A 16,980-nucleotide genomic window follows, 5' to 3' on the forward strand; every position below is an offset into this window, starting at 1 on the left:
TAAATATGAGATGATTCACAGTATTAGATTCAGCGTGTTATTTAAAATACAGTAAGTTTATTTAAAAAAATAGTTTACTCTTGTAAGTACAGTTCTACTCGAACTCAAAAATAAATTTAGCCCAAAAATTAGTACTATTCCTAAAGAGGTTGAGATTTCAAAAACAGTTTAAATCGTTTATGAATAATTTTAGTTGCTAGCTATTACCCAATGCTAACCAGTTTTTGCAAAAGTGTAGCCAGCTAATTTTTCTCATTAAAGAGCGATAAAAAAAGGATATAAAAGCTAATGCAGTTGGATAATAATAGTCAAATTTTAGCAAATTCAAGTCATAAAGATTTTATCCAAAGAGATATAGAAGTTGCTATTCGGTCGAGTTTGACTGTGGATGATTGTGTAGTACTAGAGAGACAAACAAAAAAATTAAAACAGGAGTTAGTTGCCTATGTAGTTCCATCAGGTTTATTTACGCCAGAACAATTGTTATCTCATTTGCTAACAATTCTGCCTAACGAATGGATACCGAAAGCAATTGTACCAGTCTCCACCATCCCCTTAACAGATACAGGAGAGTTAGACAAAGTTACTCTAACCAGTTTAGAAGTTATTGACTTTGACTTAATGCGTCATATAGAAGAGCAATTAGAGTCATTCTCAGAAATTGAACGTGTTGCGGTGGTTATTGAACCAGGAGTTACAAGTATTCCTCCTGTACATTTAGAGGATTTGCTAGGCGATCTGAGTATCGCCTCTAAAGATAACCAGCAAAATTTACAAGCAAACACACCTAGTCAAAAGATAGAAAATACAAACTCTGACTCGTTAAAAAAGCTAGCTATTAGTCACGGAGAGGCTTTGCAATGCCCTCAAGACGTTCCCAAAACTTTAGGTGAAGTACTGCAACGCGCTACTAAACAGTCAAGCAAAGGCATCATTTACATTCAGTCTGATGGTAGTGAGAAAGTTCAATTTTATAAAGAATTATGGCAAGATGCTCACAAGATTTTAGCTGGACTGAGAAAGCTAGGACTCAAGCCGCAAGATAAAGTAATTTTTCAACTAGCAGATAATCAAGATTTCATTTGTGCTTTCTGGGGTTGCGTACTAGGGGGCTTTGTTCCAGTGCCAATATCCATTGCCTCAACCTACGAACTAGCCAACAGTACTGTAAGCAAACTACAAAACACTTGGAAGATACTAGGAAAACCCATTGTTATAACCAGTGCTTCTTTAGCCCCTAACATTCATAGTTTGTCAAGGCTTTTAAATTTAGAAAACTTTCAAGTTGCAATTATTGATCGGTTGCGCGAGTGCGAACCGGATTTCAACTTGCATCAAAGTCAGCCAGAGGATTTAGCGATTTTGTTTTTGACTTCTGGAAGCACTGGTATACCCAAGTGTGTGATGCTGAATCATCGCAATTTATTGAGTATGACATCTGGCTTAGTTTTAATGGGTCATTTCTCCAGTCAGGAAACTGTTTTAAACTGGATGCCATTGGATCATGTCGGTGCATTGATATCTCTCAGTGTTATGGCCGTTAATTTAGGTTGTCAACAGATAAATGTACCCACTGATTTGATTGTGCAAAATCCGCTCAAGTGGCTAGATTTGATTGATTTGCATAAAGCTACGATTAGTTGGGCCCCTAACTTTGCATTTTCCCTTATTTGCGATGCCCTTGGCGACCTTTCCTACGGAACGCTGCGCGAACCGTATCGCGCGATCGATATGAGTCGAAAGCACTGGGATTTATCTTCAATGAGGTTTGCGATCAACGCAGGAGAGCCGATTGTAACTAAAGTAGCGAGGAATTTTCTCAAGCTACTTAGCCGCCACGGTTTGCAGACTAATGCTATTCACCCAGCCTTTGGGATGTGCGAAACCGCTTCTGGTATTACTTTCTCCGACAGTTTTTCTCTAGAATCTTCATCAGATGACACTTCATTTGTAGAACTTGGGCATCCAATTGCTGGTGCTTCACTACGTATCGTTGATGAAAATGAACAAATAGTTATAGAAAATACCATTGGTCGTCTACAGGTAAAAGGTGCATCTGTTACCTCTGGTTACTATCAAAATCCCCAGGCGAACCAAGAAGTTTTTACCCATGATGGTTGGTTTAATACCGGGGATTTAGGGTTTCTTCACCAAGGACGTTTAACCATTACTGGACGGCACAAAGATGTGATTATCATCAATGGGCTAAACTACTACTGTCATGAAATTGAAGCTGCAATTGAAGAAATTACAGGCGTAGAAGTTTCTTATACCGCAGCTTGTGCCATCCGAGTCACTGGAAGTAATACCGATAAATTAGCCATATTTTTCAGTCCCAAACTTTTGGATGACAAGAGTTTAGTGAGTCTCATCAAGGAAATTCGCACTCAAGTTGTCAACAGCCTAAAAGTAAATCCAGATTATCTGATTCCAGTAGATAAAGAAATTATTCCTAAAACCGCCATTGGTAAAATTCAGCGATCGCAACTTAGCCAGCGCTTCAACACAGGTGAGTTTAAACCAATTCTTAAACGGATTGATATATTACTGGGTAATATCAATACCATTCCTGACTGGTTCTATCGTCAAGTATGGAAGCCCAAATCCCCAATTACTTTTAATTCTTCTCTAGCTCTGATTAATTCTACCTTAGTATTTCTTGATTCTGAAGGGTTGGGTGCATATTTATGTCAAATGCTCTCCGAAAATAACCTACCATACATAACTGTTTCACCTGGCAAAGATTTTCTTAAAATCAATCGCTCATGCTATACAATTACTCCACAAAAAGCTCAAGACTACCAATTTCTAATTGAATCACTAGCAACAGATAATATTATTATTGGACAGATACTTCACATCTGGACTTATGACAAGTATATTGGCGAAGTTAAGAGCAAAGATGCCCTCGAGGAAGCACAACAACAAGGAATATATAGTTTATTATTTCTAGCTCAAGCCTTAGCCAAAGTTCAGGGTTTTGACCATTCGGTTAACTTATTATTTATTTCCAGTCATATCCAATCTATTGCCTCAACTGACCCAATAGCTTACGAGAAATCAGCAGTATTGGGGTTATTAAAAACCATTCCTCAAGAACTACCTTGGTTGAACTGTCGCCACATCGATTTGCTTTTTACGCAAGTTGAAACTAACGGTTCGTATATTTTGCAAGAACTGAAAATATCCTCGAAAGAGCGAGAAATAGCCTATAGAAATGGTCAGCGTTTAGTTCCTCGTTTAGAAAAAGTCGATTTGGCAAGAGAAGCTAAATCGTCAATTTCTTTCAAGTTAGGAGGAATGTATTTAATCAGTGGAGGACTTGGAGGTGTAGGTATCGAGATTGCCCGATATCTACTGAAACATTACCAAGCTAGACTACTGTTGGTTGGCAGAACTCCTTTACCTGATAAAAGTACTTGGAATGACCATCTAGAGCAGGGAAATGCTATTGAACAACGCCTGAAAGCCTACCAGGAACTTGAACAGCTTGAGGGAGAAATAATTTATGAAGCTGTTGATATTTGTGACTTAAAACAGTTGCAGATAGTAGTTGAAAAAGCTCAATCCCAATGGGGGAAAAATCTGGATGGCGTAATCCATTTAGCCGGAACTTTCCACGAACAGCTTGTACTTGAAGAAACTCAAGAGAACTTAGCAGCAGTGCTGCATCCCAAGATGTTGGGTGCTTGGACGTTGCATCAATTGGTAAAAGACAATAGCGACAGCATTTTTATCAACTTTTCTTCAGCACACGGTTTTTTTGGTAGTACTGCTGTCGGCGCTTATGCTGCTGCCAATAGTTTTCTCGATCGCTTTTGCGATTATCAAAAATACAATAGCAAATTAGCGAGCTATTGTTTAGCTTGGAGTATGTGGAATGACACAGGTATGAGCCAAGGTTATCAGATGAAAAATCTGATCCGCGCGAAAGGTTTCCATGTGATGTCCTCCTATCAGGGAATATCTTCAATGCTTGCAAGCTTACAACATCAGCAAGGGCATTTATTGATAGGTTTGGATGGCGGCAACCAAAACATTCAACGTTGGCAGTCGTCAGCTTTTAATTTACACAAGTTAACTGGCTATTTTACCACTACTAGCAGTAATAATATTGTTAAATTATCAGACTTACAGGTGCAAGACCGCTTTGGAAATTACTGTACCTGCAACTTGGTAATGGTTAACGAAATGCCCTTAACTTTAAATGGCGTAATTGATAAAAACAAATTAATTCGGCAGTTTACTCATCAGGAAGAAAACCCTTATGTAGCACCCAGAAACGAAGTAGAGCAAAAAATTGCTCAAATTTGGCAGCAAGTTTTAAGCATCCCACCTCCTAGCATTCACAACAACTTCTTTGAACTGGGAGGAAATTCTTTGCTCGCCTTCCAAGTCATTTCTCGATTACGCGAGGCTTTTTCTGTTGAGTTGTCGCTAAATCGTTTTTTTGTATCCCCTACTATCGCTGCTTTGGGAGAAAGCCTTGAGGCCCTGCTAACTGTTGTCAGAAATTGGAATGCAGCTATTGATGACGCAGAAAAAGAATATGAGGGAGGGGTGTTATAAATGACAACAATAGAATTTGTATCTTATTTAGATAGTTTAGGCATAAAAATTTGGCTGGAAGACGACCAGTTAAACTATCGCGCTCCCAAGGGAGTGATGAACCCAGACCTCAAAAACAAACTGCTAGGGCACAAATCAGAAATCCTGGCTTTTTTAGCAGAAGCGAAGAGTGCAAATAACTCCTCTGAACCAATACTGTCTATAGAGCGAACTGGAAACTTGATTTTATCCTTTGCCCAGCAGAGGATGTGGTTTCTCTATCAATTAGAAAGCCAAAGCCCCTTTTATAACGAGAGTTTACAGTTTCGTCTTGAAGGTGTACTCAATGTAGAAGCTCTACAACAGAGTTTCAACCAAATCATCCGCCGCCACGAAATTCTGCGAACAACATTCCCATCTGTAGATGGAAAACCTGTGCAGGTAATTTCTCCCAGTTTGACAATCACTATTCCAGTGCTGGACTTGCAAGGTTTAGAAGAATCAGAGATACAACAGATTGTCACCAAAGAAGCTCGCCAACCTTTTGATTTGAGTAATGGCCCTTTGTTGCGAGTCGCTTTACTGCGGCTTGGGCCAGAGTCCCATGTGTTGGTATTGACCATGCACCATATCATCACGGATGGCTGGTCAATGGGGATACTCATCCAAGAGTTGTCCATCCTCTATCAAGTTGCTCTAGGTTCCCCTTTACGCCTCCCGGAGTTGCCTGTCCAGTATGCTGATTTTACAGTTTGGCAGCGAGAGTGGTTAACCGAAGAAGTTCAAAAGCAACAACTGAATTACTGGAAGCAACATTTAGCTGGTGCGCCGTCCTTATTAGAACTACCCACAGACAAGCCACGCCCCCCTATTCAGACTTTCTGTGGTGCTACCCAAGAGTTTCAACTTGACCCAAATTTGAGCCAGCAAATCAAAATCTTTAGCCAACAGTCAGGAGCTACCATGTTTCAAACATTACTGGCGGCTTTTGTCGTTTTAATGTTTCGTTACAGTGGTCAAGATGATATTTGTATCGGTAGCCCGATTGCCAACCGCAACCGCAGGGAGATAGAACCATTGATTGGCTTTTTTGTCAATACATTGGTACTACGTAACCAGATCAAAGGAAATCCCAGTTTCTCTGAGTTTCTGTCTCAGGTGCGGCAAGTTGCAATCTCTGCTTATGCTCACCAAGATATTCCCTTTGAACAAGTGGTAGAAGCTTTACAGCCAGAACGTTCTCTCAGCTATAATCCCCTATTCCAGACGATATTTGTCTTAGAGAATTTCTCGTTAGATACATTAGAGTTGTCTAATTTGATGCTGACTCCCCAATTGGTAGAACGCGGGATATCTCAGTTTGATTTGAGCTTGTCAGTTTGGGAGAAGAAAGAGGGACTGATAAGTTCTTGGCAATATAACAGTGACTTATTTGAGGCAGATACTATTGCGAGGATGGCAAGTCATTTTCAGACCTTGTTAACAGCTATTCTTACCAATCCCAATCAACCCATTGGTGAATTACCACTGTTGACCGAGCGCGAGCGACATCAATTGCTAGTGGAATGGAATGATACTGATACGCCTTATCCTGACAGTAAGTGTATCCATCAGTTATTTGAGGAACAGGTAGAACAAACACCTAATGCTGTGGCTGTGGTCTATGAGGACGAGTCATTAACATACCAAGAGTTGAACGATCGCGCCAATCAATTGGCGCATTATCTGCAAACTTTAGGTGTGGGTGCAGAGGTATTGGTGGGAATTTGCATTGAGCGATCGCCAATCATGATTATTGCCTTACTCGCTATACTCAAGGCGGGTGGTGCTTATGTTCCCTTTGACCCAGCATATCCCCAAGAACGCTTGGCTTATATGTTGCAAGATGCAAAAGTGCCAGTGCTGTTAACTCAAGAGGGGTTACTAGGGCAGTTACCTCAAACTCAAGCTCAGGTAGTCTGTTTAGAGATTAACTCGAAAATAATTAGCACTCACAGCCAGGAAAACCCCACCACCGAAGCATTATCTCATCACCTAGCTTACGTAATTTATACATCGGGTTCTACAGGACAACCCAAAGGTGTCGCTGTTACACATCAGGCTGTCAATCGATTAGTATGCAACACTAACTATGTAAAATTGACAGCAAAGCACCGAGTTGCTCAAGCTTCCAATGCAACTTTTGATGCTGCTACCTTTGAGATTTGGGGAGCCTTGCTACATGGGGCTAGCGTCGTAGGTATTACTAAAGAAGTGCTGCTGGCACCGCTAGAACTTAGTACCAAACTGCGTCAGCAGCAAATTGATGTTTTATTTGTAACAACAGCTTTATTTAACCAGTTGGTTAGTCAAGTTCCAGGAATCTTCACAACCCTGGAAACTGTTTTATTTGGTGGAGAGGCGGTTGATCCCACCACGGTCAGAGCAATACTGCAATATCAACCTCCAAAGCGACTGCTTCATGTTTATGGGCCAACTGAAAGTACTACCTTTTCATCGTGGTACTTAGTCGAGAAAGTACCAGACAAAGCGACTAACTTGCCAATTGGTCGTCCCATTGCCAATACACAAATCTACATTCTGGATCGCCATTTACAACCTCTACCTGTAGGGGTTCCTGGCGAACTATATATTGGGGGTGATGGTTTAGCTAGGGGTTATCTTAACCGCATAGAGCTAACTGATAAAAGCTTTATCCAAAACCCCTTCAATGATTCCAATTGCGTTAGCGAAGCGTGTACAAAGTACTCTCGCTTGTACAAAACAGGAGACTTAGCTCGTTACTTACCTGACGGCAATATAGAATTTCTTGGTCGCATTGATAACCAAGTTAAGATTCGCGGTTTCCGCATTGAACTTTCCGAAATTGAGGCTATTTTGACTCAACACCCCCAAGTTCGCGATGCTGTGGCGATCGCAAGAGAAGATCAACCTGGTGCTAAGACTTTGGCAGCTTATGTGATCCCAAAATTGAAACAGCCAACCAGTAATGAGCTACGCCTATTTCTCAAGTCAAAGCTCCCCGATTACATGGTACCTGCGTCCTTTACAGTTTTAGAGGTACTGCCGATTACCCCTAACGGGAAAGTAGACCGTCGTGCTTTACCTGTACCAGAATTCGAGTCCGATGAATCTGCTGGCTTTGTCTCCCCTCGTACCCATACAGAAGAAGTCTTGACCAAGATTTGGCAGGATGTTTTAGTTCTAAAACAAGTCGGTATCCACGATAATTTCTTTGAATTGGGTGGGGATTCTATCATTAGTATCCAAATTATTGCCAGAGCTAATCAGGCTGGATTAAAACTTACTCCGAAACAATTATTTCAACACCAAACAATTGCAGAATTAGCTACTGTTGCTGGTATAATTAATTCGGTTCATTCAGAACAAGGTTTAGTTACAGGGATTGTCCCTCTAACACCAATTCTGCACTGGTTCTTTGAGCAAAATCTGCCAGAACCTCATCACTTTAACCAATCCTTCCTGCTAGAAGTTCCCGCAAATTTGCAACCGGAATTATTAGAGCAGGTATTGCAAAAGTTACTGTACCATCACGATGCTTTACGTCTGCGGTTTGTCCAGCAGGGGGGGCAATGGCAGCAGTACAACAGTGATGTGGACGATGACCTATCATTGGGTATTGCAGACTTATCATCTCTGCCTCAAGCAGAACAGTTAAGAGCGATCGCAGCCAGGGCAGACGAAGCACAAAGAACGCTGAACTTAGCAGATGGGCCGCTGATGCGGGTCATTTTGTTTAACTTAGGCAATCCTCCCGGACGTTTACTTATTGTCATCCATCACTTAGCTGTAGATGGGATCTCGTGGCGGATTTTACTAGAAGACTTATCTACGGCATACAAGCAATTAAATAGTGGGAATAAAATCCAACTCCCTGCAAAAACAACTTCCTTTAAAGATTGGGCAATCCGATTGCAGGATTATACAGGTAGTCAAGGACTGCACTCAGAGTTAGATCACTGGCTGCACTCAAAGTCGTTCGCAGTTACTCCTTTACCCTTGGATTATTCTGCTGTTCCCTCAGAAAACACTGTCGGCTCAAGTCGCATTGTTTCTGTATCTCTGAGTGGAAAACAGACTCAAGCCCTGTTACAAGATGTCCCTGGAGCCTACAACACCAAAATTAACGATGTGCTATTGACCGCATTAGTACAAAGTTTTGCTGGATGGACAGGCTATGACTCCCTACTAATTGAATTAGAAGGTCACGGACGAGAGGACTTGTTTGAGGATATAGATTTGTCCCGCACAGTAGGCTGGTTTACCAGTATATTCCCTGTTTACTTAAAGCTTGGAGGTCTTCACCATCCTGGCGAAGCTCTCAAGTCGGTCAAGGAGCAACTGCGACGCATCCCTAACCGAGGTATTGGCTATGGCATCCTGCGGTATCTTAGCCCAGATACAAACATCAATAAGCAACTTGAGGGAGCAATTCCTGCTCAGGTGAGCTTTAACTACTTGGGTCAATTCGACCAAACGCATTTAGCACCCCTTGGTTGGAAATTCGCTCAAGAGTCTAGTGGTTCTATTCACAGTCCCAAAGGGCAGCGCCGCCATTTGTTGAATGTGAATGGATTAGTGATTGAAGGCAAATTGCAACTGGAGTGGCAATATAGCTCGGCTTTCCATCGTCAGGCTACTGTAGAAAATTTGGCTAATAACTATGTAAGAACACTCGGAGCTATTATTGACCACTGCTTATCCTCAGAAGCAGGAGGCTATACTCCTTCAGATTTCCCTGAAGTTGGTTTAAGCCAAGAAGCGTTGGACGAACTTCTAGCAGAAATTGAATGAAGTCGTTCACAACTCATATCTATCAAGATAAAGACGTGTCCTAACTTTGTTCATTGTTTTAATTTTTCCACACCAACCATATATCATTATTTGTTTATGACAATCTCGAAAGCGACACTTACAACCCCACGGGAAACAGGGATTTTAGTTAATAAGCTTGCTTCCAAGATATCCTGCATTTCCTACCAGAGTATGCGTCGGTCTAGCAGAGTATTGAGAGAATTTGTACTTTATTATTTTCCGATGTATAACCTCTCAATGAATGATTTTTTTCGGTTTTATCCCATCTTAGGTTTTATTGAAGCTCTTGTTTATCAAACTGATGATGAAGTTGAAAAAATTCAAGGTGATGGTTATGGAACACTGCACAATTCTCCTTGGAATTCCAAGCAAGAAATGATTTTATCTGTTCTCGAAGAACATCATCTCAAACATTGTAAAGTTGAATTTTATATGCAAAAGTTGGGCGAATATTTTGAATTAGAAACTCAGATATTAGCCTCCTCTCACGTTACTTATGACTTGATTAAAAAAGCTGCTGAATTACGTTCTTCAGACTATCGAGCTTTACACTGTACCTTGCTCAAGATGTTAGGGCTAAATTACTCAGAAGATGAGTTAAATGAAGAATTAAGACTGATGTGGCCTCTAGAAGTTTTAAATGACATCGAAGACGATTTGATGTTTTATTCCGATGATGTAGCATCTAAACATTATAATACGTACAGAATGTTTGTTAAAGTTTATGGAGAAAAGGCTCCTTATTTCTTAAAGAAAGAGTTAGACTTTTATGAAAGTTTATTTCATAAACAGATAAGACAGTTTTCAGTCATGAAACAAGAAGCTTTTATGAAACCTTGGAATGCTTATCGTCTCGATCATCCAGTACCAGTAATTCCTGAACCGATTTTTGAAGATTAATATTTAAGTATTGCTAATAGCCAATTGCTAATTTATTGAAGCTATTGGTTATTAGCAACTTCTTGATGAGGGGAAAGGAAATTCATAAAAGGAGTTGATCTATGGGTAAAAATATTTTCACAGTTCTTAAACAATAAATTGTGTATTATGATGAAAATTAGGGAAGGTTAAATGATTTTAGTAAAAGAAACAAAACTGTGTGAACTTTTTTTGGAAGTTGGACGACAGCAATATTCTATTGCTGCTATGGGTAATTATTTTGCTAAAAATGAGCAAGAAGTATGGAATAGTTTTGTTGCTGCTTTATTATCAGAAGATGGCAACTCTGCTGTAAAAGAAATTTATAAAAATTTAGCGAATGCAGTTGTTGAATACAATAAACAAAGTCATCCAGAAGTTAATATAAAAATTGTTTATAATTATGTTATCGCTAAAATCATTCGTTCCATATTTGTAGAGCCATTAGAACTAAAGAAAAACTGGTATTTTGTTTGTCGTGGGGGAGAAATTCCCAACCCTGGAGATTTCATTACTGTGCAAATTTTTCAGGAACCATTGGTGGCTGTACGTCAAGCAGATGGAACGATTCGCATTTTTCTGAATGTCTGCACTCATCGTCAATCATTGATCTTTGAAGGTCACGGTTGTGTAGGCGTTGATAAATCAACTCTTTGTCCTTATCATGGATGGGCGTTTAGTATAGATGGTCATTGCAAGAATGCACCAGGGGCAAATAGAGGAGAGTTTGGTGCTGATTTTGATTTGAAAAATTACAGTTTGCAGGAGTTTGAGGTCAAGATTGATGAAAATCAGGGCATTTTTGTTAAGCTTTCAGAAAATAGTCACCTCAAGCCAGAATCACAACCGGAAAACCATCAAAATATCGGCATAGAAATTACAAATCTGCTTAATTCTGTGAGTCCAGGCTATGCAGATGGGGAAACAGCTACACTTCCAGAACAAATTCGTTTCTGGTTGAGAATTGGTTATTTAGAAGAAAATATCAAACAGTTAATTGCAGAGAGTATCCCAGAAGGAATAAGGGATAGTCGTCAATTAAGATTAGAGTCATTGCTTAGGGAACTAAAACAAGCTATCCTCACTGTTGATAGTGATGGGTCAACCCCAGAACTGAATGACGTGGTACAACGAGTTTATGGCAGTGACGAGCAAGAACAGATCGTTGGCAGGTCGATTGAGTATCCCAAAATTGATCTTGATGGACTAGAGTATTCTGATTCATCCCAAAGAAGACAAGCGCTGCCAATATGGATTTATGGCGATGCAGCATTATTTGCTCTGGAAGTTGAGCATTTAATTAAACCAACCTGGCAATTTGTTTGCCATATCAACGAAGTTCCCCAACCAGGTAACTTCACTTGGCTGGATATTGTCGGTGAACGAGCATTCGTGATTCGCACCGCAAACGGTGAATTATTCGCTGGCAAACTTCAGGATGTCACGCAACGGGGGAGCTATCCGAAATTTGGTTTACCCAACTATGGTTTAGAACCCATCGACATTGACATTTTTTATGGATTTATTTTCATTCGCTTTACTTGGGAAGGCTCAAGATTAGCCGATAGTTGGTATTTACCCGGTTTATTAGAACCCTACCAACTGGAAAATATGCAACCCATTGGTGGAACCGGTCGATATGACATTAATGTAGAAGTAGATTATAAACTGCTGTGGGAAAACTTCTTAGAAGATTACCACTTTCCCATGATGCACAAAGGTTTAACTCGCAGATTTGGGGTTTCGAGTGATTGCGAAGGGATCAACGGCATGATTATTCCCATGCGCGATCCGGCTTCACCCAATTTAACACCTATCGAGCGTCAATATTATGATTGTGCCAAAGCGATCGCTCGGCATTCTTGGGAACATGAGCAGCAATTACAAGATTTTGCGGCTGAAAATCATGCTTTACCCGAAACCCTTTGTTACTCAGCCTTCTGCTCAATGTCGGCACAAGAAGAAATCCCCATGCCTTTTTCTTTGAGCGTGTTTCCCGAACACGTGCAAACTTTCTCATTAGTTCCCGCCGGCCCCAGAGAGAGCCGTTTTCATGTTCGTAGCTACGGACATACTCTTAACCCAGATGACACCAACAGTAAAGCTATTGAGGAGGCACGGAGAGCGAACATCCAACTACTTTTGGAATCGTTACATGAAGACATTCGCGTTAACTACATCTGTCAAGATAGCGTTTCATCGCGGTTGTTCGAGAAAATCGGAGTATTCAGTATTGCCGAGTTTGATGTTGCTAAGTTTCAGGAGGCTATCCGCGTTAAGCTGCCAATAACCAGTTTCCAGAGAAAACCATTATGACTACTACTGTACCATCAGTCAATTCTGTCACGGAAATTGAGACTCGCAAAGCCGATCACCTCCGTGTTTGCTTAGAAGAAGATGTCCAGTTTCAGCACGTCACCAGTGGGTTTGAGTGCTATCGCTTTACTCATGATTGTCTGCCCGAAATCAACCGCAGTGACATTAATCTGCAAACAACTTTCTTGGGCAAAAATCTCGGCGCTCCCCTGCTGATTTCTTCCATGACAGGGGGAACCGAATTAGCGCAGTTAGTCAACACTCGTTTAGCAATAGTTGCTCAACGCTACCAATTAGCGATGGGAGTTGGTTCGCAACGAATTGTGATTGAACAACCTCATTTAGCCCCTACCTTTGCCGTGCGTTCCTTTGCTCCTGACATTCTGTTGTTAGCGAACTTGGGGGCTGTACAACTAAATTATGGATGTGGGCTTGATGATTGCTTGCGCCTTGTCAATTCCTTGGAAGCAGATGCACTAATTTTACATCTCAATCCCCTGCAAGAATGTGTACAATCACGAGGAGATACAAATTTTCGGGGATTATTGGCTAAAATTGCCCAACTTTGTCAGCAACTACCCATTCCCGTTGTTGTCAAAGAAGTGGGAAATGGCATTTCTGGGGCGATCGCGCAAAAATTAATTGATGCGGGAGTGACAGCAATTGATGTCGCCGGCGCTGGGGGAACTTCATGGGCAAAAGTGGAAAGCCAACGCGCTCAAGACAACAAGCAGCGCCGTTTGGGACAAACTTTTGCTGACTGGGGTTTACCAACCGCCGAATGTTTAACTTCTATTAGAGCGATCGCGCCGACAATTCCCTTGATTGCTTCTGGCGGTTTAATCAACGGATTGGATGTTGCTAAAGCGATCGCTTTAGGGGCCGATTTAGCAGGTTTAGCTCGACCCTTTTTAGCAGCCGCCGTTAAATCAGAAGCCGCCGTTGATGAGTTAGTTGAAGTTCTAATTGCTGAACTAGAAACAGCTTTATTTTGTACTGGCAATGCAACCTTGTCAGAATTGAGAAGTTCTGGCGCGTTGCAACGGATATAAATGAGCGATAAACATAACATGAAACTAGATGACTGCAATCAACCAACGCAAAACGCCCTCCACATTCGGGGCATAATTGCGATCGCGATCGTCAGTCTCATCTGGGCGACAACTTTTCCCCTGACGAAAGATGCAGTCACTAGCTTTTCGCCAGCCGTACTCACCGCCAGCCGTTTCACCCTTGCAGCAGCGATATTTACCCCGTACTTACGCTCCTTAAATGCGCAGATATTAAGGGATGGGACAGTTTTAGGACTTTTACTTTTTGCCTGTTTTGCTAGCCAAGCGATCGGGCTAGAAACTGCCAATGCCAACCGGGGAGGATTCATTTTTAGCCTCAATGTAATCATCGTCCCCCTATTGGGAGCATTATTCGGTCAGCCCTTGTTTCTGAAAACTATCCTCGCCGCCGGAGTTGCCTTGATAGGCATCGGTATTATGTGCTGGGAAAATGGCTCTCTCGGCATAGGTGACTTGTTGTTGTTTGGTGAAACCTTTATTTACGGGGTCTATATGCTGGTACTTCAGAAAACAGCACAACGCCACTCAACTCTATCCCTCACAGCCATTCAACTGGGCATTGTTGCAGTCTTAAGCGCTATCTGGGCAGTACCAGAGATGGTTGGACAATTTCAGACTCTGAGCAATAACTACGGTATCATCCTCTACCTCGGTCTAGTAGGTACTGCTGGTACTATCTGGTTAGAAACCATAGGTCAGCAATGGATTTCCGCTTCCGAAGCAGCACTATTGTGTACCCTCGACCCGGTACTCACATCTGTTTTTTCCTTTTGGCTACTCGGAGAGAAGTTTGGAGTCCGCGGTTTAATTGGTACAGCTTTGGTACTAATTGCATTAATTTTGAGTCAAATTAAATTTCAATATATAGATCGAAAATTAATATTTGGCACAGAAGATGTTTAAAAATTAGTAATTTAAATTTTCTTATTCCTCTTATCTAAATCTTGGTTAAAACTATGCTGAAATTTTCGATTGAATTCCGACCTCCTATTCCTCGTGCTAAAAGTTTGATTATCGGCACACTAGGGCCTAGTGATACTAGTAGTGACTATGCTTCTAGCTATATAATCAAACAATTAGAATCAGAAGAATTGACTGGAACAACTCAGTTATTTGATAGCTTTCCCGAAGTCAAAGAAGCTTTGCTGCAAGACAAGGTGGATCTGGCTTTAGTGCCTCATGCTTACCAAATGATTAATGAGTTTTATATGGAGCCAGGTTTTGATTTAGGCTTCATTTTTATTTATCCTACTCCAGTGTATGGGTTGGCTAAAAAGAAAAATACAGAGGTAACTTTTAAAGGCGCTAGACTTGTAACTCATCCTGCACCTTTACCTTTGTTATCAAGACTATTACCAGACTCTCAAGACCAATCAGAAATGCAGATAGATTTGTCTCTTTCTACTAGCGATGCGGCAATTCAAGTACAGCAGGGTTTAGCGGCTCTAGCTATTACTAATGAAAACGCCGTTAATGCTTATGATTTAGAGTTTATTTCCACTTATGGAAAAATTCCTATGAGTTGGTCAATTTTTTATAAGAAATTAGCACAAAGTCATGTCTAAATTTTTTCCCCCTCCCACAACTACAAAAATTCATTCAGATGTAGAGTTAATAGCTTATGAATGTCAAGATACCCTTGTGCAGTTAGTGTATCTTCCCCCTGGAGCTAATTTTCCACTCCATGAACATCTCGAAAGTCAGATGGGGATGATAATTTCTGGTCGTTTAGAAATGAACGTCAACGGAACTAAAGAAATTATCGAACCGTTGCAACAAGCTTATATTGCTAACGCTTACGTTCCTCACGGTTCTGTCAATATTTTTTCCGAGACAGCAATAGTATTTGATGTCAAACGGATCGTCAATACTTTACCATCAGCAAAGCCTGATGAGGTGTTTCTCAAAGTATCGCCGAGAAAAGATGAAATTACTGGTTTTTCATGCCGTTCGGTTGTCGCTTCTTGGTTTGAGATTGCAATTACTGAAATTCCGCCAGGTGGCATCATTCCTATACAACAATCTGCTAGGGAAGAAATGGGAATTATCCTTAATGGTAAGTTGATAATGACTGTGGAAAATGAACAGCAACCATTAGCTTATGGTAGTATTTATTACGTTCCGACTGATGTCATATATGGGGGATATAATTCGTCTGATGAAACAGTATCTCTAGTAAAGATATTAATTCCCCTTAACTCTGATTTATCTTACCAAAATACTGCTCTTAATGAAAGAACTGTGCGATCGCTAACTACTTCGTAAAGGCATATCATCATGGATTTAGGATTAACACAGAAAGTAGCTTTAGTGACAGGAGCAAGTGCTGGCATTGGTTATAGCGTTGCCCAAAAGCTGGCAGCAGAAGGTTGTCAGTTAATAATTTGTGGGAGAAATTCTGAGCGATTAGAACAAGCGTATCAAGGTTTGCTTAGTTCTAATGTAAAAGTTATCCCGATTTGTGCTGATGTTCAAAAGGCAAGTGATTCTCAAAAATTAGTCCAAGAAGCTATCAAACAGTTTGGAAAAATTGATATCTTGGTCAATAATTCTGAGGGGGCAAAATTTTCTAATGAAGCAGTAGAAAATCTATCTGATGAAGATTGGTCAACTGTCTTTGAAGGTAAGTTAATGGGCTATATTCGCATGACGAATTTGGTGCTACCGACGATGAAAAATCAGCGATGGGGGCGGGTTATCAATATTGTTGGCACATCAGGAAAAGAACCTTCTAGTCGTCTTGTGAAATCGGGAGTGGGGAATGCTGCATTAATCAACTTTACTAAAACTGTTGCGACGCAAGTTGCTAAGTGGAATGTTTTAGTTACCTGTATAAATCCTGGTTTGATTGATACTCCAAGGCATAGAGAATATTTAGAAGTATTTGCCCAAGAGGAAGGTCGAACAGTTGATTCAATTATAGAAGGAACCAATAAGATGATTCCTCTTGGTCGTCGCGGTTTTTCTGGTGAGGTTGCTAATTTGGTTGCTTTTCTAGCGTCAGAATGTGCTAGTTATATTACGGGTGTGACTATTCCTGTAGATGGCGGATTATCAACCTCTGCTTTTTAAAGGATTTGGTAAGTTTTCAAATTATGGGTTTTATTTGATTTGTGACAATTACTTTTTTATCGAACTGCCAAGCAAAGAAAGAGAAGATTTTATGAGTTATTTAGAGGATGTTTTAAAAGTCATAATTGATGTGTCAAATATTTTTTTACCCCACCCTAACCCTCCCCTTATAAAGGCTACGGTGTACACACATCTCTGTGCTGAGTGCAAAATGTGG

Annotated in this window: 9 protein-coding genes; all 9 read left to right on the forward strand. The window is 40.7% G+C overall.

All coding sequences use genetic code 11. The features are described 5' to 3' along the window. Window positions 1-288 precede the first annotated feature (288 nt). Entirely contained in the window at window positions 289-4,569 is a 4,281-nt protein-coding gene (locus tag GTQ43_RS09940; RefSeq protein WP_265272451.1) for an SDR family NAD(P)-dependent oxidoreductase, read from the forward strand. Next, complete coding sequence (locus GTQ43_RS09945) at window positions 4,570-9,363, forward strand: non-ribosomal peptide synthetase (protein ID WP_265272452.1); 4,794 nt, start codon at window positions 4,570-4,572, stop codon at window positions 9,361-9,363. Window positions 9,364-9,621: 258 nt separating this feature from the next. Next, window positions 9,622-10,284: a hypothetical protein gene (locus GTQ43_RS09950; protein ID WP_265272453.1), complete on the forward strand. Its 663-nt coding sequence runs from the start codon at window positions 9,622-9,624 to the stop codon at window positions 10,282-10,284. Between the two features lie 171 nt (window positions 10,285-10,455). Further along, window positions 10,456-12,618 (forward strand): Rieske 2Fe-2S domain-containing protein, encoded by a 2,163-nt coding sequence (locus GTQ43_RS09955; protein WP_265272454.1) that lies wholly within the window; start codon window positions 10,456-10,458, stop codon window positions 12,616-12,618. Then, window positions 12,615-13,670 (forward strand): type 2 isopentenyl-diphosphate Delta-isomerase, encoded by a 1,056-nt coding sequence (fni, locus tag GTQ43_RS09960; RefSeq protein ID WP_265272455.1) that lies wholly within the window; start codon window positions 12,615-12,617, stop codon window positions 13,668-13,670. Before GTQ43_RS09955 ends, fni begins: the two co-directional genes overlap by 4 nt. After that, window positions 13,671-14,594, forward strand: a complete 924-nt coding sequence (locus GTQ43_RS09965) for a DMT family transporter (RefSeq protein WP_265272456.1) — start codon at window positions 13,671-13,673, stop codon at window positions 14,592-14,594. Window positions 14,595-14,647: 53 nt separating this feature from the next. Next, on the forward strand, window positions 14,648-15,256 hold the full coding sequence (locus tag GTQ43_RS09970; RefSeq protein WP_265272457.1) for a LysR family transcriptional regulator: 609 nt from the start codon (window positions 14,648-14,650) through the stop codon (window positions 15,254-15,256). Further along, window positions 15,249-15,956, forward strand: a complete 708-nt coding sequence (locus tag GTQ43_RS09975) for a cupin domain-containing protein (protein WP_265272458.1) — start codon at window positions 15,249-15,251, stop codon at window positions 15,954-15,956. Before GTQ43_RS09970 ends, GTQ43_RS09975 begins: the two co-directional genes overlap by 8 nt. A gap of 12 nt (window positions 15,957-15,968) precedes the next feature. Further along, window positions 15,969-16,763: an SDR family oxidoreductase gene (locus tag GTQ43_RS09980; protein ID WP_265272459.1), complete on the forward strand. Its 795-nt coding sequence runs from the start codon at window positions 15,969-15,971 to the stop codon at window positions 16,761-16,763. Window positions 16,764-16,980 lie beyond the last annotated feature (217 nt).

Source organism: Nostoc sp. KVJ3 (genome assembly GCF_026127265.1).
Taxonomy (GTDB): domain Bacteria; phylum Cyanobacteriota; class Cyanobacteriia; order Cyanobacteriales; family Nostocaceae; genus Nostoc.

Coding starts and splice junctions, on each gene's coding strand:
- GTQ43_RS09940 (WP_265272451.1), top strand. CDS start 289: ATGCAGTTGGATAATAATAGTCAAATTTTAGCAAATTCAAGTCATAAA.
- GTQ43_RS09945 (WP_265272452.1), top strand. CDS start 4,570: ATGACAACAATAGAATTTGTATCTTATTTAGATAGTTTAGGCATAAAA.
- GTQ43_RS09950 (WP_265272453.1), top strand. CDS start 9,622: ATGAATGATTTTTTTCGGTTTTATCCCATCTTAGGTTTTATTGAAGCT.
- GTQ43_RS09955 (WP_265272454.1), top strand. CDS start 10,456: ATGATTTTAGTAAAAGAAACAAAACTGTGTGAACTTTTTTTGGAAGTT.
- fni (WP_265272455.1), top strand. CDS start 12,615: ATGACTACTACTGTACCATCAGTCAATTCTGTCACGGAAATTGAGACT.
- GTQ43_RS09965 (WP_265272456.1), top strand. CDS start 13,671: ATGAGCGATAAACATAACATGAAACTAGATGACTGCAATCAACCAACG.
- GTQ43_RS09970 (WP_265272457.1), top strand. CDS start 14,648: ATGCTGAAATTTTCGATTGAATTCCGACCTCCTATTCCTCGTGCTAAA.
- GTQ43_RS09975 (WP_265272458.1), top strand. CDS start 15,249: ATGTCTAAATTTTTTCCCCCTCCCACAACTACAAAAATTCATTCAGAT.
- GTQ43_RS09980 (WP_265272459.1), top strand. CDS start 15,969: ATGGATTTAGGATTAACACAGAAAGTAGCTTTAGTGACAGGAGCAAGT.